At 53.3% G+C, this 24,962-nt stretch carries 21 protein-coding genes, 1 other RNA gene and 1 riboswitch; of the genes, 13 read left to right on the top strand and 9 right to left on the bottom strand.

Features of this window, described 5'->3' with window-relative positions; genetic code table 11:
- Positions 1-14: 14 nt before the first annotated feature.
- From Q4606_RS12410 to Q4606_RS12370, 9 genes are all read right to left on the bottom strand, one after another.
- The gene (locus tag Q4606_RS12410; RefSeq protein WP_303596100.1) at positions 15-1,637 is read right to left on the bottom strand and encodes an FAD-binding oxidoreductase; all 1,623 of its coding nucleotides are present in this window, start codon (positions 1,635-1,637) and stop codon (positions 15-17) included.
- Between the two features lie 255 nt (positions 1,638-1,892).
- Complete coding sequence (locus tag Q4606_RS12405) at positions 1,893-3,314, bottom strand: exosortase/archaeosortase family protein (RefSeq protein WP_303607704.1); 1,422 nt, start codon at positions 3,312-3,314, stop codon at positions 1,893-1,895.
- Between the two features lie 120 nt (positions 3,315-3,434).
- On the bottom strand, positions 3,435-4,196 hold the full coding sequence (locus tag Q4606_RS12400; protein WP_303596098.1) for a DUF4114 domain-containing protein: 762 nt from the start codon (positions 4,194-4,196) through the stop codon (positions 3,435-3,437).
- A 29-nt stretch (positions 4,197-4,225) separates the two neighbouring features.
- Positions 4,226-4,306: riboswitch (cyclic di-GMP riboswitch) on the bottom strand.
- A gap of 191 nt (positions 4,307-4,497) precedes the next feature.
- Complete coding sequence (locus tag Q4606_RS12395; protein ID WP_303607703.1) at positions 4,498-7,134, bottom strand: tetratricopeptide repeat protein; 2,637 nt, start codon at positions 7,132-7,134, stop codon at positions 4,498-4,500.
- A 51-nt stretch (positions 7,135-7,185) separates the two neighbouring features.
- Complete coding sequence (gene prsR, locus Q4606_RS12390; protein ID WP_303596096.1) at positions 7,186-8,559, bottom strand: PEP-CTERM-box response regulator transcription factor; 1,374 nt, start codon at positions 8,557-8,559, stop codon at positions 7,186-7,188.
- A 102-nt stretch (positions 8,560-8,661) separates the two neighbouring features.
- Positions 8,662-10,824, bottom strand: a complete 2,163-nt coding sequence (prsK, locus tag Q4606_RS12385) for an XrtA/PEP-CTERM system histidine kinase PrsK (protein WP_303607702.1) — start codon at positions 10,822-10,824, stop codon at positions 8,662-8,664.
- 87 nt (positions 10,825-10,911) lie between these two features.
- Positions 10,912-11,871 carry an SDR family oxidoreductase gene (locus Q4606_RS12380; protein ID WP_303607701.1) on the bottom strand — a complete coding sequence of 320 codons (960 nt, stop codon included), beginning with the start codon at positions 11,869-11,871 and terminating at the stop codon, positions 10,912-10,914.
- Positions 11,871-12,686, bottom strand: coding sequence for a lysophospholipid acyltransferase family protein (locus Q4606_RS12375; protein WP_303607700.1), 816 nt, complete (start codon positions 12,684-12,686; stop codon positions 11,871-11,873). The genes Q4606_RS12380 and Q4606_RS12375 overlap by 1 nt, the downstream gene beginning before the upstream one ends.
- A gap of 23 nt (positions 12,687-12,709) precedes the next feature.
- Positions 12,710-13,630, bottom strand: coding sequence for a D-hexose-6-phosphate mutarotase (locus Q4606_RS12370; protein WP_303596092.1), 921 nt, complete (start codon positions 13,628-13,630; stop codon positions 12,710-12,712).
- Positions 13,631-13,754: 124 nt separating this feature from the next.
- Between Q4606_RS12370 and Q4606_RS12365 the strand changes: the two genes are divergently transcribed.
- The 13 genes from Q4606_RS12365 (at position 13,755) to Q4606_RS12305 (ending at position 24,948) form a co-directional block, all read left to right on the top strand.
- A complete protein-coding gene (locus tag Q4606_RS12365) occupies positions 13,755-14,396 on the top strand; it encodes a 2OG-Fe(II) oxygenase (protein ID WP_303607699.1) in 642 nt (213 codons plus the stop codon).
- Positions 14,397-14,501: 105 nt separating this feature from the next.
- An RNA gene (gene ffs / locus Q4606_RS12360) (signal recognition particle sRNA small type) lies at positions 14,502-14,598 on the top strand.
- Positions 14,599-14,752: 154 nt separating this feature from the next.
- A complete protein-coding gene (dnaX, locus tag Q4606_RS12355; RefSeq protein ID WP_303607698.1) occupies positions 14,753-16,657 on the top strand; it encodes a DNA polymerase III subunit gamma/tau in 1,905 nt (634 codons plus the stop codon).
- A gap of 4 nt (positions 16,658-16,661) precedes the next feature.
- A complete protein-coding gene (locus Q4606_RS12350; RefSeq protein ID WP_144776667.1) occupies positions 16,662-16,985 on the top strand; it encodes a YbaB/EbfC family nucleoid-associated protein in 324 nt (107 codons plus the stop codon).
- A 33-nt stretch (positions 16,986-17,018) separates the two neighbouring features.
- Positions 17,019-17,621, top strand: coding sequence for a recombination mediator RecR (gene recR / locus Q4606_RS12345; RefSeq protein ID WP_303596089.1), 603 nt, complete (start codon positions 17,019-17,021; stop codon positions 17,619-17,621).
- 44 nt (positions 17,622-17,665) lie between these two features.
- Positions 17,666-18,814: a ribonuclease D gene (rnd, locus tag Q4606_RS12340; RefSeq protein WP_303607697.1), complete on the top strand. Its 1,149-nt coding sequence runs from the start codon at positions 17,666-17,668 to the stop codon at positions 18,812-18,814.
- Positions 18,811-19,104, top strand: a complete 294-nt coding sequence (locus Q4606_RS12335) for a YcgL domain-containing protein (protein WP_303596087.1) — start codon at positions 18,811-18,813, stop codon at positions 19,102-19,104. The genes rnd and Q4606_RS12335 overlap by 4 nt, the downstream gene beginning before the upstream one ends.
- A complete protein-coding gene (locus tag Q4606_RS12330; protein WP_303596086.1) occupies positions 19,101-19,547 on the top strand; it encodes a YcgN family cysteine cluster protein in 447 nt (148 codons plus the stop codon). Before Q4606_RS12335 ends, Q4606_RS12330 begins: the two co-directional genes overlap by 4 nt.
- The gene (locus tag Q4606_RS12325) at positions 19,547-19,891 is read left to right on the top strand and encodes a hypothetical protein (protein ID WP_303607696.1); all 345 of its coding nucleotides are present in this window, start codon (positions 19,547-19,549) and stop codon (positions 19,889-19,891) included. The genes Q4606_RS12330 and Q4606_RS12325 overlap by 1 nt, the downstream gene beginning before the upstream one ends.
- Before the next feature lie 30 nt (positions 19,892-19,921).
- Positions 19,922-21,952 (top strand): vWA domain-containing protein, encoded by a 2,031-nt coding sequence (locus Q4606_RS12320; protein WP_303607695.1) that lies wholly within the window; start codon positions 19,922-19,924, stop codon positions 21,950-21,952.
- 39 nt (positions 21,953-21,991) lie between these two features.
- Positions 21,992-22,834 (top strand): MoxR family ATPase, encoded by an 843-nt coding sequence (locus Q4606_RS12315; protein ID WP_303596083.1) that lies wholly within the window; start codon positions 21,992-21,994, stop codon positions 22,832-22,834.
- 22 nt (positions 22,835-22,856) lie between these two features.
- On the top strand, positions 22,857-24,035 hold the full coding sequence (locus Q4606_RS12310) for a VWA domain-containing protein (protein WP_303607694.1): 1,179 nt from the start codon (positions 22,857-22,859) through the stop codon (positions 24,033-24,035).
- 352 nt (positions 24,036-24,387) lie between these two features.
- Entirely contained in the window at positions 24,388-24,948 is a 561-nt protein-coding gene (locus tag Q4606_RS12305) for an AraC family transcriptional regulator (RefSeq protein WP_303607693.1), read from the top strand.
- Positions 24,949-24,962 lie beyond the last annotated feature (14 nt).

Here is a 24,962-nt window from a genome sequence, read left to right as displayed (position 1 = left end):
CGAGGTAACAGCAATCAGACCTCGGAACGCTTTACCCTGGGCACGTAACGTCCGGGTGCCAGGATGAAATTAGGGTCGACGGCAGCTTTCAGTTTGCTGGTCAGTCCAGAGTAAACAGAGCCACCGGTATTAAGAATGTCCATGGCGTCGATATTAAGGCGGTAGGGCAGAAAACCTTCCCGCTGTCCGGCGGCGTATAGTGCGCGATAGCAATCGTTGGCCCGCGCAGTTGCTTCCGTGTCATTTCGATCAAAAAGCAGCGGAACGGTGGAGTCAAAGCAGCGATCGTTTACGGTTGTCAATGTAATGAGGGGATTGACACCGTACTGGGGGCACACTCTTTCAACCATTTGGATATAGCGGCGAGCGTCATTGCTCCGTATTGGAACCAGAGGTGCGAACCATATAAGCCCACAGCCGTCCCGAGCGGGATTTTTGGGTTGCCCGGGAGCGGGCAGGGCGCCCGAACGCCAATATGCCAGTGCCAAAGCCACATCATTAGGGGTGCCGTGCATGATTTCCAGGGCGCCCGCGAGCGTATCGGCCATGCCTTTAACTCGTGTGCCCAGTCCGCCAGGCATTACGCGGGCAAATGTTCTTGCCATCTCAACTTTGCGCTGATTGATAAAAATGAGTCGGTCGGTAGCCGGCCCGAGAAGTCGCCGTAGCGTGCGTCTGGCCGCCCGGGCTACTTCCTTTGAGGCGTAAATCGCGCCAACTCCACTCCACGCTGGAACGCCATGGCGGTTGGCAAGACTTTCAACTTCGTGAGCCGGGAGCACACCGTCAACGGCCTTGTCTTCGGGGAAGGGTGTCATCATCGAGAGCATGCGCTGGCTGTTGAGCAGATTAATTGCCACAACCGAACCTCCGAGTGCTCGCAATACCTCCCGGACTGCCGGTACGAGGGCTTCCAGTTTTTCGTCTTCTTTCGTCGAAAAGAAAAATGCGGTCACTGTGTCGGGAACTGGTGCAAGAGCAATCGTCATGTTCACCACAACGCCGAAATTTCCCTGACTGAAAAGTCCATCGAGATAAGGGCCTAGCCCCCACTTGAAAAGCCCGTCGACTTCCGCACCGCCAAGTTCGCTGAGCGGCGTCCGATAAAGGGAGCCGTCGGGAAGGACTGCTTCTATTCTTGTTACCGCTGCAAAATGGTCCGTAATCGGTGTGATGCCATAACCCCGTTCAAGCGCGTTGCCAAGAATGCTGCAGGTGGGGCCCGCTCCGGTTACCGGGACCAGGTAGTTGCCGTCATGACTATCAAGGAATTCTCTGAGAGCGCCCTGGGTTACACCTGGCTCGACTGTGACTACACCCAATTCTGGGTCGAAACCGGAAATGCGATTGAGCCGGCTAAGATCAAGAATAACGCAGCCGTTTTCGACCGGGTTTGCACTTCCATAGCCCCAGTTATTGCCTGTACTTACGGGGTAAACTGCGACTTGCCACTTTTGCGCTACCTGAAGAACCGCTGCAACTTGTTCCTGGTTTTCTGGTCGGAGCACAGCCGGAATAGAGCGCTTTGTTCCGATTGTCGAAATACCAAAGTCTGCTGCACGAGCCGTAATGACTGCGGGCTCACCAAGAATAGTGACCCATTCGGCAATTGCAGACTCGGTTGAGGTGCGGTTCACTGGCGCTTCCAAATTGTATTGGTGACTTTACGAACACGTAATCAGATTCTGTGTCGTAGTGTTCATTAGAGGCGACGATTTTAATCGAGAAAGGGTTGACAAAATATGTCGTATAGTTAAGGGCGTGAAAACACCTTACCTAAAAGAATGGGCGTGCAAACAATTAGTTGGAGCGAAATCAGAAGAATTTGGCTAAGTGTAATTTTGTTAAATAATGTTAAATTGGTTGTTTTTTAACCTGATGTGAAGGTTTCATTAAAACTGGTTCTCAACTGAAGTTACTGTTGTGCGCATTCGAGGCAGCACCTCTGCGCAATCCCGGGGGCCGCAGAATGCCTGAATGGTGATCAATGCAAATCGTGTTTCACCTGCAAGTGCCGCAGGTATCTGCAATAGCTTGGCGTTGCGATAGCTCCAACTTGTGCGCGAGCCCACCTTATACCATTGAGCTACCAGTACCTTATTCCTGGTGAGGATGTTGCGATATACACGGAGACCTGGTTCCGGTTGTTCTTCAATGTGCCAAATGGAATTATCAAACAACTGCGGTAGGTAGGGCACGAGTTTTTCATCAGCACTCTTTTTGTGGCTCTGTGCGAATGATATCCAGGTGTTGGCGGAGTACCAGACTTGCTCATCAAGATCTCTGGGAAGAGCCATCGGTAAGGGCATTTTCTCAGGTTGGACTTGCTCGAAGTCTGGAAGGTTGATTGTCCATGCTGGTTTTTGGCTTGCTGTGTTTTGAGCGATTACGAGTGCAATCGGGCCAAGAACAACAGCGGCTACAATCGCAATAATGCCTTTCCTGTACACGGTGTCGCCGCTGACAAGAACGCTTTGCTTTGCTGCGCGCCTGCGAACCGGTGAAAAGTAGAGTGCCGGAAGGATGAAAGCCCCAAACACCATCCAGCCCATGGTTTCATGGTCCGCAATTATCTCGCTTTGCATGTCGGTTTCGTAAGCAACGACGACCAGGATGGTTATGCGAACCCAGTTTGCGACCAGGCCAATTAAGGCGGCGCTCAACAAAGTGATCAGCCAGCCGCGCCAGCGGTAGTCGTTAAGTATTGATGTCATCATGGCCAGCAGGATGGCAATCGCAAAATAGCGTATCCCCGAGCAGCCGTCGGCAATGAGAAGGCGACCGTAGGGCAGGGTGATGCTGTTACCTTCAATAAGGGCTGTCATACCGAACCAGCCAACCCAGGTTCCGACAACAATACTTGCAAGGTCTACAAGGGCCGGCACCACATCTGCCCATATTGGCAGTGAAAGTGAGAGAAGGAGAATGTAGGGAAGAAACTTCAGAGTTCTGGGGAACCCTAACAGTGCCCAGGCAGTTGCGAACAGGCCCGCAGGTAGCAACAGGTAGGCCAGGGTGTCTATGCGAACCAGTTCCAGTAACCCCCAAACCAGCGTTGTCACAATTAACAAAACTGCGCCGGCAAGATGGTAGGGTTTGAGCGGTGCTTGGCGGTCGATTTGCCCGGGCGGATGGATCAGCAAAAGGCCAAGAAAGATAATGGCTGTTGCAAGGCCGTGTGCCAAAACCTGTTCAAACTCAAGCCAGGCTTCTGCGAGTCTGGCCCAGGTGGGATAGAAAATAAGGACCGCAATCGCTGTAACGATTAGATAAGGCCTGGAGAGAGGTAAATTGTCTAACGTTTTCCTTAACATTGTTTGTCCGTCCAGACTGCTTATCAACCGACAGGATACTGTGTATTTCGTTTACATAAAACTCAAATTCAGAACAAAAAAAAGCCAGCCGAAGCTGGCTTTCTTATTAATCAACCGAAATCAGGCTTTCTGACGACGGCGAGCTGCACCAAGACCTGCAAGGCCGAGGCCGAGAAGGGCCAGGGTGCCGGGCTCAGGTACCGGAAGGAAGGACTCAACCATAACGACCATATCTGAATAGTCCCGATCAGAACCACTCAGCACGAGATCTTCCCACGCAAGAATAAAATTGTTGGAAGTGAATGACTTAAAATTACCGTCGCCATTCGGATCCATGTTCAGGGAGCCATCTCCACGATAGGTAACCATGTGGTTATCATTAACACCGTTGTTGTCTGAATCGCCGTTTAGCGCAGATTGAGAGTAGAAGGTGTTATTTTGCGGAGTTGTTAAATAGAAGCCAAAGTTCGAGCTGTTAAATGTAGAGCTGTTCTGCCCCGCATAGTCACCGATTTCATCGAAGTAAGTGGCTTTGAACGTGCTACCAATCTGTTGGAGGCGAGCAGTATCGCCGGTTGCAGCGCTGCCTGAGAAAAGCTCAAGCGTTGCGCCGGAATACAGATCGTAAATACCCAGTGTATTTGAAGTGGCAAATCCTGCGACTTCGAACATCATGAGGGCGTTGCCTGCGCTGACTGCGTCCAGTGTCCACACATCTGATGGCGAGTACTGGTCAGTAGTGACGTCTTGGTTGAACGTTCCGCCCTGAGAAGCACTGTTAAGGCCATTTTGAAGGCTGTTGCCATTGATCTGTGTGAGTGCGCTAGCAGAGCCTGCAAAAGCAATGAGACCTGCCGCGAGGACCAAGCGTTTAAATTCCATATCGATTTCTCCGATCTTTGTTGACGTTCCTTCGCAGCCAGGCTGTCTCTTTTTGTTTGAGATCCTTGGCTTTCCGTCCCATCCTCGCGAATGGTTTGGCGTTCAGTCAGAATGGTTTCTAACCTACTTTACAGTTAAGCTATAATCATGCCAATACAACAAGATGTTGATTTATAAAGTTATTCTGGTAGGTATTTAGCGGTACTGTAAAGAGGATCGACACTAAAATAAACAAAGGTCTGAAATGTTTACATTTCAGACCTTTGTTTTTTGTGTTCTTGAATGTTGTAGATAAAGTTTGTTACAACGACTTCTTCACGGTATCAAGGTGTGCCGATATCTCCGCATTCCCCGGCGCAAGGGAAAGCGCCTTTTCTATAGCGGTTTTGGCTTCTGCGTGCATGCCGTTCAGGTGGAGCACCCACCCATATGTATCCAGAACAGCAGGGCTGTTGGGTGCCAGCTCACTTGCCTGCCGTGCGAGATTCAGTGCGCGGTCGGAGTTTTTCTCGCGCAGCACCCAGGCCATATTGTTCAGCGTAGCCACGTTGTTTGGCTGTTGTGCAAGAATTTGCTCATAGTGGTTCGCTGCTGCAGTTTCCTGGTTATTGGACATCAGCCACTCAGCTCTCGCCATGTGCGCTGCAAGGCTTTGCGGGGTTTCGTTAAGCCAGCTTTCTGTGAGGCTGTCGACGGCGTCAGGGGCTTCGGTTTGTGCCAGCCCAAGTAGGGCGGGCATCAGTTGGACGTCTTTAGTGGCTTGCCAGCTTTCAGAAAGGTATTCATAAGCAGCTTCTGAGCCCTGCTGTTGCTGAAGCAACTTGGCCCGGGAAAGTCTGGTTGCAGTCACTTCTCCGAAGGTTTTCTCAACCGCTTCCAGTGCTGAGATGGCCTCTTCTGTTTTACCTTCTACCTCTGCAATTCCCACGGGTAATAGTGCAAACCTGAGGTTCTCTGGCTCAAGAGCAATGGCTTCGGCAGCTTTAGCCCTTGCTTCAGTCCATTCCTTATCGTTCGCGGCGGCCCGTGCTTCAGCAACGAGCAACTGGGCATATGCGCGTTTTACCGTTGCGGAGTCTGAATCCTTCAATGGTGACAGAGTTGCTCTCGCCTCTGTCAGTTGGCCCTGGTTGATATCAATCAGGGCGGTCAGCGTATCCGTGTTCTGTTTCAGTTCCGGGTGGTCTTTGGCGACACCAGTGAGCCAGGTCTTGGCCTCACCTATCGTATGATCCAGCGTATAGATTTGGCCTGCCTGCTGAAGGGGACGGATAACATCCGGAGTTATGGTGGCGGCGTCTACCAACAGGTTAACTGCACTTTCACGTTTGCCGGATTGTGCATAAAGGCTCGCGAGTGCAACTTTGGGCGCCTGTAATTGGGGGCTATCCTTAACCAGTTTTTCTAGTCGTGCTGCGGCTTGATCGGGGTTACCCAGCTTGGCATCTGCAAGGCTTGCCAGTAAAACGGCCCTTGGCTGGTCGCCGTAACCGTTAATTAAAGAGTCACGGATTTCGCCGGCTTCCTGCTTTTCACCTTGCTGGATCAGCACATTCATATAGGTGCTGGTGGTGGCCCAGTCTGCAGGGTTGGCGGTAAAGGCCATTCGCAACTGGCCTAGTGCCTGCTCGGCCTGGTTGTTCTGGAGGTAATGCCTTGCCAGCGCGAGCCGCAGGCGCACGCGCTCTGGCTGATTGCTAATGGCCTTGCTGAGGCTGGCAATACCGTCGTTCTCGTGGCCTGGGAGGCTGAGTGCCAGAATGCCATGCATGGCCAAAAGTTCGTTATCATTGGGTCGGGCTTCTATGGCGCGATCCAGTGTTTTCAGGGCAGCTTCCCGGTCTCCGGTATCAATCTGAGCCATTGTGGCGGCCCTGATGAACTGGGTAGGTGTTGTTTCCGGGTCCAGGTTTTCCTTAAGCAGCTGAGCGCCTTCCTCAAGTTCGCCGGTGCCTGCAGAAATAGCTCCAAGCAGCATGGCTGCCTGTTCGTTTTCAGGGTCCAGCTTGAGGCTGTCCCGCAGGATCGTTTTCGCCTCTTCAAAGTTGCCCTCTTTAAGGGCTGCGATAACGGCTTCACCTTGCTCCCGTGCACCGGTGTTAACATTTTCAGCCAAGATCCGGTTATAGATCTGGGCTTCGGTAATCTTGCCTTGCTCAGTGAGAACCCGGGAAAGCGTGGCAAGCACATTTCGGCGAATAGGTAGGAAAAAGTCGGATGTGGGGAGTACCCCTACGGCATCTGTCAGAGTAGCAGCTGCCTGTTCCAGTTGGTTCTGTTGATATTGAGCTACGCCTTTCCAGTATAGAACTTCTGGCGCCTGTTCATTTCCTGCTAGCCATCCGTCTGCGGTCTCTACCGCCTGTTGTGTATTGCCGAGGTTGAGTTGGGTTTGAAGAAGACCGGTTACCGCCTCTGTGTCGGCTGAGTTACTGGCGACGAGGTTGTCATATAGCGCCAGTGCTTCGGCGAGTTCTCCGGATTTACGCAAAGCCTCAGCCCGGATCAGAGAAGCTTCCAGTTGGTCTTCCGGGGAACTGGGTGTTTGAAGCGCCAGGGTTTCTACTGCGGAAAGATGTTTACCCTGTTCCACATAGGCGCGAGCGAGAGTGAGGGCCACGGCTTCAGGTTTTTCATCTATCCAGGGGGCGAGGAGTTCGGCGGCTTCTTTCGCGGCGCCTACCTGTAGATAGAGATCAGCCAGGCGAACGATGTGTTTCACGTCGTTCGGGTCTTTCTGGATGGCATTTTTGACTTCAAGCAGGGCCGAGCGGAACTGCCCCTGGTCCGCGTATGTTTCTGCGCGGGTAACGTGTGACATAGCTTCTGACGAGTCTGTGTTGTTGTTACAACCCGTCAGCAGGGGCACTGCGAGTAGAAGGCTGCCCGCCAGCGCCAGCCTTGAAAATGTTTTTAATGTTGTTTGCTTTGCGATCATGTATATCTGCTCCTTGATCCGCTCGCTGCCACCGGGTGCCTGGAAAGTAACTTAGATTTCCGGAGCTTCTGCCGAGGTGTCGATTTTGTATTTATCAGTGAGGTTGTAAAGGGTCGGGCGTGTCACACCCAAAAGCCGGGAGGCTTGCGTCATGTTGAAGCCGCTTGTTTGCAACGCTTGCATGATGGCTTTGCGCTCGGCCTGCTCGCGAACCTGGCGAAGGTTCAAGTGGCATGCTCCTGGCTCGTCGCTACCCGGCAATTCAAGATCTTCACTGGTAATCCGTTTGCCATCGGCCATGATAGTGGCCCGTTTTACCTTGTTGATCATTTCCCGGACGTTGCCGGGCCAGGCGTAACCGCTGATAGCGTTAATGGCATCTTCGGAGAAGGTGAGGTTTTGTCGGTCCATTGTTTTGCCGAGGGATTTGAGCAGGGACTGGGCTATGACCAGCGCATCCCCGTCTCGTTCCCTTACAGATGGCACATCCAGCGTTATTTCGCTTATCCGGTAGTAAAGATCCTCCCGGAAATCTCCGCTTTCGATCAATTGCTGCACATTGCGGTGCGTTGCGCACACCACGCGCACGTCTACGGGTATTGGTTTTACTGAGCCCACTCTGTCGACAACACGTTCTTGCAGAAAGCGCAGTAGCTTCGCTTGCAGGGGCATTGGCATATCGCCGATTTCATCAAGGAAGAGCGTACCGCCGTTTGCGCTTTCAATTTTGCCTTTTTTGGCTTGGGTCGCGCCGGTAAACGAGCCTTTTTCAAAGCCAAACAACTCGCTTTCAAGAAGGTTTTCGGGAATGGCGGCACAGTTGATAGCTGCGAAGACGTTTCCAGCCCGAGGGCTCAGGTCGTGCAGGGCTCGGGCGAGTACTTCTTTGCCTGTGCCGGTTTCACCCGTGATAAGGGTGGTCACATCAGTGGGGGCGACTTTCTCTAATGTCCGGCATACAGCCATCATTTGCGGGCTTGCCGCAATAATACCCTTGATGTTCGTGCCGTTGCCCTGGTGTGCGAGCGCCTGGTTTTCCTTTTCCAGCTCCGCAAGTCGGAAGGCTCTGTTTACCACAAAATTAAGAATATCGGCATCCAGGGGTTTCTGGTAAAAATCGGAGGCGCCCATGCCGATGGCCCTGACTGCGTTTTCTTTGTCTTCGCGGCCGGTTACCACAATCACTTTGGTCATGGGAGAAAGTCGCAGAATTTCTTCCAGAAGAGCAAAACCTTCCGTCGCACCACCCGGGTCTGGTGGCAGACCCAGGTCCAGTGTTACTACATCCGGCTCTTCCCGTCTGAGCGCCGCGAGAGCTGTTTCTCTGTCTGAGGCGGTTGTCACCTCCAGGTCCTCGCTGAAACACCAGCGCATCTGGCTTTGAAGCCCCGGGTCATCCTCTACAATTAGCAGTCGTCTAGTCACAACAGCAACAATTCCTTTGTTTGGGTGTTCCACTACTGATGATTCTTAACTGAACATTGACACTTTGCAATGATCGATTTGCCCGTTGTAGAGGGCTGTCATTTAATTGGCGATTTCTTTCGGGTCTTCCGCGTCGGAAATTGAGCGCTTCGCTCCATTCTCACTAGGTGTTCGAACCTCTCGTTCTGTTGGGCTGGCAAAAGAATCGCCCACCAGCGGAATTCTAACGGAGAAGCAGGAACCTACGCCGGGTTCGCTTGTTGCATCAACGGTACCACCCAGTTTTTGGATGTATTCCCGGGCCTGATAGGCGCCAATGCCCATGCCAGTAAGGCCTTTGGTGCTTTCAAAGGGTTTGAATAGTCGGCTGCTGATGAAATCTTCTGTCATGCCGCAACCTGTATCCTGAATAAACAGCACAACGTTCCCTTTGGCAATTTTAAGAGAAAGGGCAACTTCTCCATCTGGAGGTGTCGCATCCTGTGCGTTCTGGATCAGGTGCCCAAGAACACTCCGCAATTGTTCGGGGTCCGCTTTAATCGTGATTTCCGGCGGATCACCCTCAAGCCTTGGCAACGGCTGCTGCCGATCGTAGTGTTTCAGGAGGCTTGTAACGAGGCGGGTCAGGTCCAGTGCTTTGGAGTCATCATCGGCGCCTGCGGATGGTTTACGTATATGCTCAACCAGGTTGGTCATTTTGCTGACTGCATGGTCTGTGGTTTTAATCATGTCATCAACGAACGCTGGGTTGTTCCGGTGTTTTTGAGCGTTGTTCACTAAGAGAGAGAGTTGGGCAATCACTGTTTTCAGGTCGTGGACCATAAACGCAGAGGCTTTGCTGACCGCCTCGAATTGCATGGCTCGTGATAACCGGTGCTGGGCATCTGCCTGCGCCAGTAGATTGCAGGTCTGGCGGGCCACAACTTTGATCAGGTCGAAGTTCTCCCAGTTCAGATCGACCCTGGCGTAGGGTTGGCCAATCATGGCAATACCGTAGAGTTCATTGCCCAGGTACAGGGGTATTAACAGCCAGGCATCCGGAGTGCTGGAAATCGCGTCGGGGATTTCCAGCAGGTTATAACTCACCGGGTCCGCCCTGTACTCATCCAGATTGATAATCCACTCTTTCTCGGAAAAGAAGCGCACCAGATCCGAGTCTTCATCGATGATCATGTATTTGGGGGTGGCCAGGTTGGCGGACTCTTTGAGGGTGAATGAGCCCTGTTCGCTTTTGAGCCAGATAGCGCCGGCGTTACTTTCTACAAGGCCTGTGAGTATCCGGATTGCTCGAAGGGGAAGGGGAGGCTCATCGCTGAGATCCGACAGTTCTTTGGTCATCTTCAGCCATTCTTCACGGTAATCGTATTTATAGTCGAAAAAGTTCTGGCTGATGAGCACCATCAGCTTTGCCCGTATGCGTCGTGAAAGCAAAAGAGTTGCCAGGAAAACCAGTGCCACGGCGGATAGAAGGACCTGAAGAGCCTCCCCCCAATTTCCACCAAGAATTCGTATGTAATATCCACTGATGGAAAGCAGTAGAAGGTAGGCGCCTGCCAGAACCAGTGTGCCGACATGGAAAACGGCTGAACGTGAGAGCTGAAAATCGATGGGTTGTTTGCGGGTGTTAACTACGTTTATAGCGAACAGTGGCACCAGTGCCGCATTTACAAAACCGCGGGCGTTCCAGAAGGAATCAGCGATCGTGCCGAATAACAGCGCATCCGCGTACATGAAGAAGTCAAACAGGAATATGGTAGCTGTGCCGATGCACAGATATTTCATGCTGGACCGGCCGAAGGCGGGGGCGTTGCGCCATATCTGCTCCACCAGAGACAAACCAAGAAGTGATAACGCAATCTGGCCGATGAGCTTGGTTTTTCCGTCTACCAGTGCCAGGCCGAAAATAAATTCAAGGCTGCCGAGCGCCAGCAGGGTGATGAGTACAGTAATCGTTGCGATGCCGAGGAACTTCTTGACTTGCCCGCTCAGGCGCCCTAGCCGGAAGGTGTCCCGCAGCATTGCGAAGAGAAGCAGAATCCAGGCAGTATCGCGGAGAAGTTCCAGGAGGTATCGAATAAAAAAAGCCGGCTCTCCCCAAATACTTTGAGTAACGAGAGCAGAGGCCCACAGGGTTGTTACCAGTGCCGCAACAAACAGGGCCCGGTCTATGTCACGCCTTAGATAGCGAGTGCCCACGAGTAACGCGAGTATTGCAAATACTACTGCAGCCGCACCGTGGCTTATTACGCTCAGATCTGGAAGCATCTAATCCGCCTGTTCCTTGGATAGCTGTAGTTTGAGGCGGGCCGCAGCTCAGTGCAACTCCGGCTTGTTCCGGAGCTGCAGCTGCAACTATAGCGGTGTTTTATTATCCCGGTAAAACCGGAAGATTTCTTTCAGCGGCCGCTTGGGGCTGAAACCGAATTCTTCCGCAAAGGCCCGGCCGTCGATTATTACGGGGTATTTGAAAAAATCCATAAGGTAGGCAGGAAAGCTTCGCATGCGCAGTGCCCGCATCAAGAAACGAGGCAATACTGGCGGGACAGAGGGGACCGGGATCCGGGTGCAGCCGCATAGCTCCAGTGCCCGCTGGTAAGCAACCCAATCATCTGACGCCACATTGAATATTCCTCTGACCGGCTTCTGGTAAGCCAATACGATGGCATCTGCCATATCGTCAATGTGGATAAACTGCATCATGGGCGAAAAGCCGGCAAGTACCGGGGCGCGCTGACTGGAAAGCAAGGTGCTCATGGTATTGCTCACGCTCGGGCCTACGATATTGCAGGGGCGGAGAATGGCAATGTTCAGCTCCGGAAAGCGCCACAGATAAATGTTCGCCAGGTTTTCCAGTTCCACCGAGTCGATCAGATCTGCACTCAGGCCCGCGCTTTTCATGGGGGCGGATTCGTTGATCAGGGCGGGGTTGTATGCCATGGCACCATAGACATGGAAGGTAGACAGCACGACAATTCGCCGGATGTTGTACTTGTGGCTCAGGTCCAGCAGCTTCTGTGTGCCCAGAACATTGGCGTTGTAGCGCCGCATCCGGGTGAGCTGGCTTGAGCGGATCCGGCCCAGATGTATAACCCCGTCAAACTGGTAGCGGCGAAAGAGATCCTCAAAGTTGCGGTGGTTGAAATCGAGGCAGTAGCTGGGAATGTCATCGCCGAGCGGAACCTGTATTCGCGCATCGACGGCGACCAGATCACAGGTTTTGCGAAGCCGCTCGATTACCTGCTTTGCCAGTGCGCCAGCGGCGCCTGTTATCAGGACTCTAGGTTTACACTGCCTGGTCTTTGGAGCACTCATCAGAACACCCTTTTCCTTTCTTCCAGTCCTTTGTCGATCAGCCGGTTTATTTCGGCTTTAACCTGTTCGACGCGCTCTTCTATCTGGTCTTCCTGAAGATCCGCGTTATCGAAATACATGGGTGGTCCGAAGTTCAGGTGAACCTTGGCGGGCAACACTACCGGCATGGCAACAGGAACATAAGGGACCCCGAGGGCTTTGGCCAGAGGTTTGATGTTGGCGATGGCAGGTATGGTTTCTTCACAGCCCACCACACCGACGGGCACGATGGCAGCCTTATGCTTCATAGCCAGGTGCATGAACCCATTGCCAAACCGCTGAAGTTTGTAGCGATCCCGGTAGGGTTTGCCGGAGCCGCGTATGCCTTCGGGGAAAACAATGATGGCTTCGTTATTTGCGAGCATTCGGGCGCAATTCACCGGGTCGCCCAGTACTGCTCCGACTTCATTCAACAGATTGCCAAGCCAGGGTACCGTGGGGAAAAAGCGCTCAATCATTGCCCGTGGAATGCGTGGGTTTTTCTCTCTTGAGGCAATTGAGTAACCCACGAGGATGCCATCAATGGGGAGTTGGCCGCTATGGTTTCCTACAATCAGCACTGGCCCTTCCGCAGGCACCTGATCAACGCCGTGGGCTTCCGCGCGGAAGTACTTCTCATAAATCGGCTTTGTCAGAGAAAAGCCATACTTGAAGGTTTCGTTGTTGTAGCCCCAGGGGTCGTACCCCAATGAGCCTATTGGTTTGCGGATGCGATTGATTTGTTCATCCAGCTTCGCTGGAATCAGCCGGGATTTCAGAAACGATACCAGGCTCATGCATACTCCCTTATAAGCACTGTTCAGCCACGCCCTAACAACACGCCGAGTGTGTGGTTCTGGCCTTCATTAAGCACGCGATAATCACTTGCTGCATTGGCAGTTTCGACGCAGAGCATGGTCTTCCAGGCGGCGTCTGGAAAGTCGCTCAATGTAATGGCTTTGTCCGGGCCCGGGTTCCATACAACGGTAGAATCACTCCCAACCCCGGTCAGCTTGCGGCTGACACCAGGCGTTACGATCGTGAGCGGATCGCCGCTTTCGTATATCCGGTCTGTTTCGCCCTCGAAATACACGGCGCCATCCTGAGTGCAATATTCCCAGTCTTTGAGCGTATCTATGTAGTTGCTGAAACCAAGGCCCAGCACCCTTGAACGCGCAATACTGTTTGTAGGCAAGTAGGTATGCAGGGCCTGGCTTAATGCCAGAGGGCCTGTGCCGAGGTTGGTTGTGGTCAGGGCAAGCTGGCATCCTCTTACCGAGAAGCTGAACGTGATGAGGGCCAGGGCGTGGCCATTCCAAAGGTCGGAAAAATCGTCGTTTGCGTCCAGGGAAAGGCTTATTTCGACCTCGTGGGCGTTTTCTCTCACATCCTCCAGCTTCCAGAGGGCAGTGCGGGCAAACCCGTGTGGGTCGGGTGTTTTTACCCGCTTGCGTACTTCCGGTGCGTTGCGGGCGGGATCGCCAAACCAGGGCCAGCATATCGGGATGCCGCCCCGAATGGCGCGACCGGGCTCGAAGCGGACATCAGGGCTTAGCCATAGCCAGTCGGATTCGTTCTTCGGGATAAAGCGGGTGAGGTGCGCGCCTTGCAGGAACAGGGTGGCCTCGAAGAGGGGGTGGTGAACCTCCAGTGCTTCCAGTTGTCCAATTGTATTCCAGCGGGTAAAAGACCATTGTCCTGGTAACAGGGATAAAGGTGGCTTGTTGCTGCTCTCGGACATAAGGCTTGGTTCCGGGCTTAAGTGCATCTGCTTACTCAGAGAGTAAATCAAATCTATGTTTCGGGCGACAACTGACCGTAAAATAGTCCCACGAACCCGGGAAATACTGTTTGAAGGAGTGTCATTGGACAAAACGCAGTGGTTGGATGAACTTGCGGAAGGCCTGAGTGTTTACGGCTGGATGAGTTTTGACATAACGCCATGGCTGGGCACAGATCTGTTGCAGTCATTGCAGCGGGAAATCATTGCGCTTGATCAAAGTGATGCTCTAAAAATTGCCGGTATCGGGCGGGGCGCCGAGCTTGTCCGGGATCGCTCGGTGCGCCGGGACAAGATTGCCTGGCTGCAGGGCGATACGCCGTCTCAGGCTGGGTTGTTCGAGTTTCTCGAAAGTCTTCGTATGGGGCTGAACCAGCGACTCTTCTTGGGTCTGAAGCGGTTTGAGGCTCATTACGCGACTTATCACAGCGGGGATTTCTACCGGGCCCATGTTGATAGCTTTCAGGGGCGCGCCTCCCGGATTGTCAGCCTGGTGTTGTATTTGAACGATGATTGGCAGCCTGCAGACGGTGGAGCGCTTCAGATCTACAGTCGGGGAGACGGGGTTGAAGCCGGTAGTTTAGTATTGCCCGAGGCGGGCAGGGTGGCACTGTTCATGAGTGAGGAAATTCGCCATGAGGTGCTGGAGGCCCACCGCACGCGTTACAGCCTGGCGTGCTGGTTTCGGCAGGATGTGATTCCATTGCCGATATCGGCGGTGATATAGATTCTCGCGCGCACGGGTGGATTTGCCGTTGTAGTCCGCAAACCCTTTTGTTAACATTCGCGCCGCTTTCAGGGATATTGTCCTGAAACGCCGTTATGGTGGCTCCGCTGGTGCCTCCGCAACATGAAACCGTGAACCCGGTCAGGCCCGGAAGGGAGCAGCCGCAGCGGTGGAATTGTGTGCCGGAGTGTTGCTGGTGGGGCCACCCCCAGATTTCCTCCGTATACAGCCCTCCTGCTCAAGTTGAAATTCGCTCTCAAGCCCCTGATTTCTGCTTCTTAATAAACTCTTATAACTTCTTATAAAACGGCGACCATGCTAAGGTTAAAGGCGTTTTTCTCAGCATTTGGCGGATCATGAGCTACCAGGTACTTGCCCGTAAATGGCGCCCTCGCACCTTTGAAGATATGGTGGGCCAGGAACACGTTCTCCAGGCACTAATTCACGCTCTGGAAAACCAGCGCCTGCACCATGCCTACCTGTTTACCGGCACTCGGGGCGTGGGTAAAACAACCATCGGGCGCTTGCTTGCCCGTTGTCTTAATTGTGAAACCGGTGTTACTCCTCACCCTTGTGGTACTTGTGCCAGTTGCGTGGAAATTCAGGAAGGCCGGTTTGTTGATCTGATTGAGATTGATGCGGCATCCCGCACCGGTGTGGACGATATGCGGGAACTGACGGACAACGTTCAGTACGCACCCAGCCGTGGCCGCTACAAGGTGTACCTCATAGACGAGGTGCACATGCTCACGAATCAATCGTTCAATGCGTTTCTCAAGACTCTTGAGGAGCCGCCGGAGCACGTTAAGTTCCTGCTGGCGACGACCGACCCCCAGAAGCTGCCTGTAACCGTTCTTTCACGCTGCCTGCAATTCAATCTCAAGCGCATGACGCCCGAACACATTGCCGGGCATCTGACCCATGTTTTGACTGCTGAGAACATCCCTTTTGAAGAGCCGGCGCTATGGCTGTTGGCTCGCGCTGCCGATGGCAGTATGCGGGATGCTCTGAGCCTGACAGATCAGGCCATTGCCTTTGGTAACCAGAAGCTCTCGGCCAGTGATGTCAGCAGCATGCTGGGTACCATAGATCAGCGGGACATCGAACGGATTGTGAATGCGCTGGTGGAGCGTGACGGCCCGAGCCTGCTGGGGGAGATCAACCGGATTTCGGATTTTGCACCTGACTACAGCATCATCCTCGCGGATCTTCTTTCCCTGTTCCACCGCGTGACCATGGAGCAGGTTGTTCCCGGCAGTGCAGACAATACGCTTGGCGATGCTGCTCAGGTTCAAACTCTGGCGCGTAAGCTGAGTGCAGAAGATGCCCAGCTTTTTTACCAGGCTGCGCTTTTAGGCCGCAAAGATTTGGCAATTACGCCCGATGCCCGGATGGGCTTCGAGATGACACTGCTGAGAATGCTTGCATTCCGACCTGGCTCGGACCGGCGGGCACCACCTGCTGCGAATAACGCGGGATCCAGTGTCGACGGGGAGTCCCGGGACGAACCTGAGCCAGCACCTGTTCCCGCTCCGCCTCAGACTCCCGAATCAGAACCGGCTCCGAAGCAAGAGCCCGAGCCCGAGCTTGCCGAACCTGAGTCTGCACCTATACAGGAGGAGACTTCGCAAGGTTATGCTGACGCATCAGCCGATGACGCTTGGCTTGCAAGCCTTGATGCGCAGGCTGAAGCCACCCCTGATTATCCTGAATTAGAACCGGAGCCAGAGGTAAGGGCAGAACCTGAACCTGAACCAGAGCCGGAGCCGGAGCCGGAGCCGGAGCCGGAGCCGGAGCCGGAAGTGCAGGTAGAGGCCGAACCCGACCCTGAGCTTACCGCGGTTCCGGCTTCTGATGGGGAGTTTGTCTGGGAGCGGGATTTCCGCAATCTCGGGATTGTGGGCATGCCGGGTAATCTGGCCAGTCACGGTGCTATGTCCCATACCGGCGACACCATTACGCTGCTGATCGATGCAGGCCACGCGCGGTTGCTGAATGCCCGGCACGAAGAAAAAATTCTTGCCGCCTTGAGAAATCAGTTCGGCGACGCCACTCAGTTAAGAATAGAACAGGGCGACCCGGGGCCCAACACGCCGGCGGCTTTTGAAGAGCGGCTGCGCGTGGCCCGTCAGAGTGCTGCGGAGGAGTCGATCCGTAAGGATCCGCTGGTCAAATCCATCGTGGAACGGTTTGAGGCGCGGGTGGTCGAAGACAGTATTAGGCCAATAAAAGACAGGCCAACAGAGACAAGCAGGAGATAGACGTATGATGAACGATATGGGCGGCCTGATGAAAAAGGCCCAGAAAATGCAAGAAGAAATGCAAAAGGCTCAGGAAGAGGCGGCAAAAGCGGAAATTACGGGAGAGGCCGGCGCGGGCCTTGTTAAGGTCACCATGAACGGTCGCCACGATGTTCGCAAAGTGGAGATCGATCCATCCCTGATGTCTGAGGAGAAGGATATTCTGGAAGACTTGCTGGCTGCGGCTGTTAACGATGCGGTGCGTCGTGTTGAAGCCAACCAGAAAGACAAAATGTCGGGAATGATGTCTGGTATGGGCTTGCCACCTGGCTTCAAGATGCCGTTTTAAGGCTTTTCCGGAACTGAAGTTTGAGGATGTTTCATGGCGTTCAGCCCACTGGTTGATGAACTTGTCGAATCCCTCCGGTGTTTGCCGGGTGTCGGTCAGAAAACTGCCCAGCGCATGGCGTTTCACTTGCTTGAGCGGGCACGCTCCGGTGGCACGCGGCTTTCTGATGCGTTGAGCAAAGCCATGGAGGGTGTGCGGCGCTGCGAAAGCTGCCAGAATTTTTCGGATACCGAGGTGTGTGGTATCTGCGAAAATCCTGCCAGGCGCACCGGCGTACTCTGTGTGGTCGAAAGCCCGTCAGATCTTCTTGCCATTGAACAGGCCGGGGACTACAAGGGCAGCTATTTTGTGCTGATGGGTCACTTGTCGCCCATTGACGGTGTGGGCCCTGAGGAGATCGGTATAGAACGCCTTCTGCGCCGTGTGCGCTCAGATGGTGTTACCGAATTGATTCTTGCCACCAATCCGACCGTTGAAGGTGAGGCAACGGCACATTACATCTCCGACCGGCTTGATGGTTCCGACATTCTTATTACCCGTCTCGCTCACGGTATACCTGTAGGTGGCGAGCTTGGCTACGTCGATGGCTTTACACTCACCCATGCGTTTCGCGGCAGAAAACCTCTGCTGGACTGATTTCTGCGCCAATCTTCTCAAGGCGCTTTTAACTGGCTTTTTCTATGACCTTTTCTTTACCGGCTATTGTTGTGCCACCGGCTCCCGCAACCATTGATTGGATAACCCAGCCGGAGGAGCTGAACACTTGGCTGGACAGCGCTCCGGGCCACCCGCTGGTGCTGGATACCGAATTCGAGCGGGTGAGTACGTTCTATCCTGTTCCCGGTTTGGTTCAGCTCGGCCTTGGCGATCAGTTTTGCCTTGTAGACCCTGACGTTGCAGAGCAATCCGTCCGGTTCAGGGAAGTGATCGCAGACCCTGATTTCACCAAGTTGCTTTATGCAATGAGTGAGGACCTTGAACTGTTCCGCGACTGGCTCGGTATAAACCCAAAAGGTGTGGTGGATTTGCAGATTGGTGCTGCCATGGCAGGTGCCGGTTTTTCTCTGGGCTATGCCCGGTTTGTCGAGACGCTCTTTGGTGAGGAACTGGATAAATCGGTTACTCGCTCTGACTGGATTTCCCGCCCGTTGAGTGATGCTCAGCAGCGTTATGCAATTGATGACATACGTTTTCTGGCACCCATGCACGAGTGGATCACGGCTCATCTTCGTGAACGGGGGCTTGAGGCAGCTCTGGTGGAGGAGTCGACCCGATTTGCGGATGAGCTGGCAGGGCAGGACGATCCTGAAAAGCACTATCTTCGCCTGCGTGGAGGCTGGACTCTGAAGCCACAGCAGCAGCTTGTGCTCCAGAAGCTTGTGGTTTGGCGCGAGCTTGAAAGCAGAGAACGCGATCGCCCTCGGGGTCGGGTGCTGGCAGATCCTCTTCTCATTGCCATTGCAGATCGCTTGCCGGCATCGATCGGTGAGCTATCTGACATTCAGGGCGTTCCCGGGGGAGTTGTTCGCCGGTATGGTGAGGCCTTGCTGGCGCTTGTCAAAGAAGGGCTTAGCGCCGACAGTTCCGGGCTCGAGCGCATTGCGCCACCCCTGAACCGGGATCAGCAAATGTTTTTCAAGCAATTAAAGCGTTTTTTCAGAAGTGCTGCAGAAGCTGCTGATATTCCAGTTGAATTGCTTGCTCCGAGAAAACGGCTTGAGAAAGTTGTTCAGGACGGAACCCTGGCGGACAGCCCTTTTTTCCAGGGTTGGCGTGCACAGATTCTGGAGCCGGTAATGAACGATATCGAGGATTATCTGAAATCATGAAAGATCGGGAGTTCGTGTCTGTTTTTCGAAGCAGCAAGAAAAGCGACACCTATATTTATGTTCGTCGCGGACAGAAGTGGGAAGACTTGCCTGAGAGCCTGCGAAGTATTTTTGGTAGCCCGGTGCACTCGATGGATCTGGTTATGACGCCGGAGCGAAAGCTCGCGCGAACAACCGGTGAGCAGGTGCTTGGTGCAATTGCTGAAAAAGACTTTTTTCTGCAGATGCCGGAAGAGCGGGATTCGTACGTTATTGATTTTCGCACAAAGCCGGGCCTGAGAGATTCATGATTGCCCAAATTCCCTTCTGGCAGCGTAAGCGCCTGAGTGAGATGGCGCCTGACGAATGGGAATCCTTGTGCGACGGCTGCGGAAAATGCTGTCTGAATAAGCTTGAAGACGCAGATACCGGCGAGGTGTACCACACCGACCTGGTGTGCCGTTTTATGGATACGGACAATTGTCGATGTACGGTCTACCCGGAGCGCCTGAAAAAAGTTCCGGGATGCACGGTGCTGACACCGGATACGGTGAAAGACTATTATTGGCTGCCTTATACCTGTGCCTATCGAACGCTTGCAGAGGACAGGCCTCTGGCTGACTGGCATCCGCTGCGAAGCGGACGCCCGGATTCCGTGCATGAGGCGGGCGTCTCCATACGCCATAAAGTGATCTCTGAGGATCTCGTGGCCGAGGAAGATTGGGAAGAACACATCATTCACTGGGTTCTGTAATGATCGATACTGATACACAACTTGCTTACGGCATCTTCTGGGCCGCTTACGTAATTGCTTTCATCGTGTTTTTTTTCATGATGAAGAAGCTTTTCCGAGTCTTGCCGTTATATGGCCTTCGCACTCTGCTACTTGCGGCATTGGTGGCTTTGTTGCTAACGCCGGTTGAGTCTCCCGAGCTGGCGGGCTGGTGGATACCCGCTTGGCTTTTCGGAGGTTACGAACTCGTTCTGGGCGACGCAGACAATGCCGGCCGGGCAATGCTTAATCTGGGGATCGCGGGGCTTTTAATGCTCCTTGTCTGGATCCTGGACATGGTCCGTTACCGCTTATCACGCCGGTGAGATAACCCACACAAATTTTTGAGAACAATAATGCCGAGACTCCTTACGCTGGTTTTTTTCACTGTTTTATTGCTGCCCGTAACCTTGTGGGCGCAAGAGCCCACGAAGCTGACATTGCCGGAAAACCCTGATGTCCGGATTATCGTGGACATTTCAGGCTCTATGAAGGAAACCGACCCGAATAATTTGCGACAGCCTGCTGTAAGGCTGTTGGCCCGGGTGCTGCCAGAGGGAAGTACGGCTGGTGTCTGGACCTTCGGCCAGTACGTGAACATGTTGGTGCCACACGGTGAAGTGTCTGAATCCTGGCGTGAAACCGCTATTGCAGAGTCCGGTAAGATCAATTCTGTCGCTTTGCGTACCAATCTGGGCAAAGCGATCGAAGTTGCCAGCGATGATTTTGTTACCGGTGGTTCACTGGAGAATACGCACTTTATCCTGCTGACAGACGGCAAGGTAGATATTTCGGACAGCGCGGATGTAAACCAGACCGAAGAAGCGCGCATTCTGGGCGCGCTGTTAAATGATCTGGTGGCCAAGGGCGCGACGTTTCACCCGGTTGCACTTTCCGACCAGGCAGATGCGGGTTTTCTAAGGACACTTGCCGAGGAATCGCAAGGCAGTTTTCGTGTTGCCGATACGGCCGAATCGCTCAATCTGGCCTTTCTGGACGCCCTCAATACGGCAGCGCCCCAGGAACAGATTCCCATCGAAGGCAATGCGTTCACGGTTGATGGTGGTGTAAAGGAATTTACCGCGTTGATCTTCCGCGGCGAGACCAGTGGAAGCGAAGCGGAAGAGCCGGTCAGCCTTGAGCTGGTCCGGCCTGATGGTCAGAAGCTCCAGTTTGCCTCGCAGCCAGACAACGTTCGTTGGGCGCGGGAAACAGCCTATGACCTCGTCACGATTACTGAGCCCCAGGCCGGTGAATGGCGGGTAACCGGTGAGCTGGGTGAGGGCAGTCGTGTGACCGTTGTCAGTGATCTGAGAATGGTTGTAAGCCCTGTGCCCGCGACCTTCACTCCGGAATCACCGATTGATATTCGCGTAGCGTTTTTCGAGAAGACTGAAACGATAACCAACCCGGAGTTTCTCAACGTTCTGAGTGTAAAGCTCAGCGTGACCTCTGAAGACGGGCGCAGCGGAAGCAAGGCGCTTTCAGCGGATCAGCCCCCGGAAGACGGTGTTTACGCAGACACGATCAGCAAACTGCCGGCGGAGGGTCTATACAGAATAGACGTTGTAGCCGATGGCAAAACCTTTGCCCGGAAATTCACCGCAACAACCCGCTTTTTGGTGCCTGTAGGTATGGTTGAACCGACCATCGGGTCACCCATAGATACCAGTCTCGTAGAACAGTCTGAGCCTGAGCAGGCCAGTGAGATTGAACCAGCGGAACCCGATGAGCCGGCCCCGGCTGTTGAAGAAGAGCCTTTGGCGGAAGAAGCGCCATTGGTCGATGAAGTGCCTTCAGCCAATGAAGAACCAGTAGCTGATGAGAAGCCTTCACCCAATGAAGAACAGGAACCGGCATCAGCGCTGCCCATCCCACTGTGGATGATAGGAGCCGGAGTCGGAGCGCTCGTCATTATCGCATTGATCATTCTTCTTCTGATTCGCAAACGACGCTCTGCGGCAGCCGGAGAGGATACCGAGAATGCCGAAACTGAGAACTTCGATGATCTGAAACAGGAAATGGCAGATATAGAGGCGGAAACTCCGATTGTAATGCCAGAGCCAGAGCCAGAGCCAGAGCCAGAGCCGGAACCTGAGCCTGAGCAAGAACCGGAACCCGAGCCTGAGCAAGAACCGGAACCTGAGCCTGAAGTTGTGCCCGAACCTGTTCTGCAGCCAGAACCGGAAGAAGAGCCTACCGACGAAGATATTCCCGTTGCCAGTGCAGTTGTGGAGCCGGAAGAGGTTATCCCGGAGCTGGACGAGCCAGTGGACGAAGACGATGAAGAAGAGTTCGGTCTGGACGATTTTGATTTGTCCGAATTCGACGATTTGCCAGATTATGATGAGCCGGAAAACGATCCGGACGATGAACGGAAAAAATAACCTTTAAAAAATTCAAAGTAACCGACAGGAACCATACTGATGAAGTTTACCGGTACCGATAAGTATGTAGCCACCGATGACCTGCAAATGGCCGTAAATGCGGCCATTACGCTGCAACGCCCATTGCTGATCAAAGGCGAGCCCGGCACCGGCAAAACCTTGCTGGCTGAGGAGATGGCGAGCGCTCTGGGTATGCGCCTGATTCCCTGGCACATCAAATCTACCACTAAAGCTCAACAGGGCTTGTATGAGTACGATGCGGTGTCCCGTTTGCGGGATTCCCAGTTGGGTGATGAGAAGGTAAAAGACATCAGCAACTATATTGTGAAGGGCAAGCTCTGGGAGGCTTTTGAAGCAGAAGAGCAGGTCGTGCTGCTGATTGATGAAATTGATAAGGCCGACATCGAATTCCCTAACGATCTGTTGCTGGAACTGGATCGCATGGAGTTTTATGTATACGAAACCCAGCAGTTCGTTAAAGCCAATAAGCGGCCGATCATAGTGATCACCAGTAACAATGAAAAAGAACTGCCGGATGCCTTTCTGCGCCGTTGCTTCTTCCATTACATCAGCTTCCCGGATCACGACACCATGAAGAGCATCGTGGATGTTCACTTTCCAGGTATTCAGCAGCAGGTGGTCAAGGACGCTCTGGAAGTGTTCTTTGATGTTCGCAAGGTGCCAGGCCTCAAGAAAAAGCCTTCTACCTCGGAGCTGATTGACTGGCTGAAACTGCTGATGGCAGACGAACTGACAGCCAAGTTGCTTCAGGATAAAGACAGCAGTTCGGCGCTGCCGCCACTTTACGGCGCGCTGGTGAAAAACGAGCAAGACGTACACCTTCTGCAAAAGCTGGCGTTTATGGCCCGTCGTCGCGGCTGAAATTCGGCAAGAGTGCGGTTTTATGTTGATTGATTTCTTTCTCGAAGTGCGGCGGGCCAAAGTGCCTGCCAGCCTGCGCGAATTCCTCGATCTGCTGGAAGCGTTGCAACAGCGCCTCGCGTTTGCGGATATGGAAGAGTTTTATTACCTCGCCCGGCTATGCCTGGTGAAAGACGAGCGCCACTTCGACAAGTTCGACCTGGCCTTCAAGTCCTATTTTGAGGGGATTGAGCATCTGGATCAGATGCTTGAGGCCCTGATTCCTGATGAGTGGTTGCGCGCCGAGTTCGAAAAAAATCTGAGCGAGGAAGAGAAAGCCAAAATTGATTCACTTGGTGGTCTTGAAGAGCTGATTGAGACCTTCAAAAAACGCATGGAAGAGCAGAAAGAGCGCCATGCTGGTGGTAACAAGTGGATAGGTACCGGAGGAACGTCTCCTTTTGGTGCCGACGGGTACAACCCTGAGGGTTTCCGAATCGGTCAGAAAAAAGGCAGGCACGGGCGTGCAGTCAAGGTTTGGGAAAAGCGTGAGTTCAAGGATCTGGACGACAGCGTTACCCTGGGTATTCGGAACATCAAGGTAGCGCTCCGGCGTTTGCGCAAGTTCGCCCGGCAGGGTGCTGCAGACAAGCTTGATCTTGACGACACCATTCGCTCGACCGCCCGTAACGCAGGTTATCTTGATCTTAAAATGGTTCCAGAGCGCCATAATGCAGTAAAAGTGCTGATCTTTTTCGACGTGGGCGGTTCGATGGACCCGCATGTACGGGTGTGCGAAGAGCTTTTTTCCGCTGCGCGCCTCGAGTTCAAGCACATGGAGTATTTTTACTTTCACAATTTCGTTTATGAGAGCTTGTGGACGAACAACGTCCGGCGCATGAACGAGACAACAAGTACCTGGGATATTCTCCACAAGTACTCGCCGGACTATAAAGTGATTTTCGTAGGCGACGCTACCATGGCGCCCTATGAAATATCTCACGCGGGAGGTTCCATTGAGCATTGGAACGAAGAAGCTGGCGCGACCTGGTTTCAGCGAATCAACGAACATTTCCGCAAGGTGGTCTGGATTAACCCGCTGCCTGAAAGTTACTGGGGCTCTGGTGGCTCACTGGGTATGACTCGTCAGCTGGTGAACGACCATATGTATCCGCTCACTGTGGAAGGCCTGGAATCGGCCATGAAACATTTGAGCAAATAAAAAAAGCCGATGCGGTTGAGACATCGGCAAAGCTCGGCATATCAAGCGGGGATGCGTAAATGCATCCCCGCCCATCTGGTTTTAGCAATTTAAGGGCCATCAAAATATAAAGCCGTAAAATCAATGGCTTGAGCTAAACCTTATCCAGAATATTATGCATGGCTTTGGACGTCTCCTTTCCTGTACGTTAAATAATTCGACACTTCCTCCAATTGGCCGGTCAACAGACGGAACTCCGGATTTTCTATTTGGTGATCTGCTTACCGTTCTGCTTTGTTACCTGGTGTTACTCTTCTTGTCAGTTTGTGATCAACATACGAAAGGTTGAGAGGCGGCAGGGAGCAGGCGGCTTATGTTTGGCCCACAAAAAACACAAGAATGCCGGGGCAGGAAGAATAGAGGCTTAGCGTTTATATGCAGTGGCCTGACCACTCTTTCGCTAGTGTTCAGCCATGGCGAGGCCTTTGCGGCCTCTATCGATGAGGAGATCGCAGAACTGAAGTCCGCAGTCACAGCGCATGCGGATGAGGTCTTCAAGTTTGAACAGGGGGTGCTTCACCCCGTCGATACGCGACTGGCAGTTTTTCTGACACTCGCCAGCCGGGATGTCCTTGATCTGGATTCTGTAGAACTGTTTGTGAATGGCAAACCGGCAGCTTCGCACCTGTATACCGGTAAAGAGAACGCTTCTCTGCAGCAAGGAAGTATTCAGCAGCTTTTCATCGGTAATCTGGCTAACGGAGAGCATGAGTTAAAAGCGGTGATCACGGCTCGGGCAGCTAATGACCGTTTCGTGCGCCGGGAAACCTCTCATCGCTTTCAAAAACGCCCTGGCGTCCTCCGTTTACAGATGGCGCTGGAAGCTAAAGCGCCTGAATTTGAACCTCGTGTATCCGTTGTTGAGTGGAAGTAACCGGTGATGAGGTT

The sequence above is a fragment of the Marinobacter sp. 1_MG-2023 genome (assembly GCF_030549045.1).
GTDB lineage: Bacteria > Pseudomonadota > Gammaproteobacteria > Pseudomonadales > Oleiphilaceae > Marinobacter.
Note: the sequence above shows the minus strand (reverse complement) of the source record. Positions and strands in the feature narration are given on the sequence as shown.

Bases quoted from the DNA above. Each gene is read 5' to 3' on its own strand.
- Q4606_RS12405 (WP_303607704.1), bottom strand. From the start codon at position 3,314: ATGTTAAGGAAAACGTTAGACAATTTACCTCTCTCCAGGCCTTATCTA.
- Q4606_RS12400 (WP_303596098.1), bottom strand. From the start codon at position 4,196: ATGGAATTTAAACGCTTGGTCCTCGCGGCAGGTCTCATTGCTTTTGCA.
- Q4606_RS12395 (WP_303607703.1), bottom strand. From the start codon at position 7,134: ATGATCGCAAAGCAAACAACATTAAAAACATTTTCAAGGCTGGCGCTG.
- prsK (WP_303607702.1), bottom strand. From the start codon at position 10,824: ATGCTTCCAGATCTGAGCGTAATAAGCCACGGTGCGGCTGCAGTAGTA.
- Q4606_RS12380 (WP_303607701.1), bottom strand. From the start codon at position 11,871: ATGAGTGCTCCAAAGACCAGGCAGTGTAAACCTAGAGTCCTGATAACA.
- Q4606_RS12375 (WP_303607700.1), bottom strand. From the start codon at position 12,686: ATGAGCCTGGTATCGTTTCTGAAATCCCGGCTGATTCCAGCGAAGCTG.
- Q4606_RS12370 (WP_303596092.1), bottom strand. From the start codon at position 13,630: ATGTCCGAGAGCAGCAACAAGCCACCTTTATCCCTGTTACCAGGACAA.
- dnaX (WP_303607698.1), top strand. From the start codon at position 14,753: ATGAGCTACCAGGTACTTGCCCGTAAATGGCGCCCTCGCACCTTTGAA.
- Q4606_RS12350 (WP_144776667.1), top strand. From the start codon at position 16,662: ATGATGAACGATATGGGCGGCCTGATGAAAAAGGCCCAGAAAATGCAA.
- recR (WP_303596089.1), top strand. From the start codon at position 17,019: ATGGCGTTCAGCCCACTGGTTGATGAACTTGTCGAATCCCTCCGGTGT.
- rnd (WP_303607697.1), top strand. From the start codon at position 17,666: ATGACCTTTTCTTTACCGGCTATTGTTGTGCCACCGGCTCCCGCAACC.
- Q4606_RS12335 (WP_303596087.1), top strand. From the start codon at position 18,811: ATGAAAGATCGGGAGTTCGTGTCTGTTTTTCGAAGCAGCAAGAAAAGC.
- Q4606_RS12330 (WP_303596086.1), top strand. From the start codon at position 19,101: ATGATTGCCCAAATTCCCTTCTGGCAGCGTAAGCGCCTGAGTGAGATG.
- Q4606_RS12325 (WP_303607696.1), top strand. From the start codon at position 19,547: ATGATCGATACTGATACACAACTTGCTTACGGCATCTTCTGGGCCGCT.
- Q4606_RS12320 (WP_303607695.1), top strand. From the start codon at position 19,922: ATGCCGAGACTCCTTACGCTGGTTTTTTTCACTGTTTTATTGCTGCCC.
- Q4606_RS12315 (WP_303596083.1), top strand. From the start codon at position 21,992: ATGAAGTTTACCGGTACCGATAAGTATGTAGCCACCGATGACCTGCAA.
- Q4606_RS12310 (WP_303607694.1), top strand. From the start codon at position 22,857: ATGTTGATTGATTTCTTTCTCGAAGTGCGGCGGGCCAAAGTGCCTGCC.
- Q4606_RS12305 (WP_303607693.1), top strand. From the start codon at position 24,388: ATGTTTGGCCCACAAAAAACACAAGAATGCCGGGGCAGGAAGAATAGA.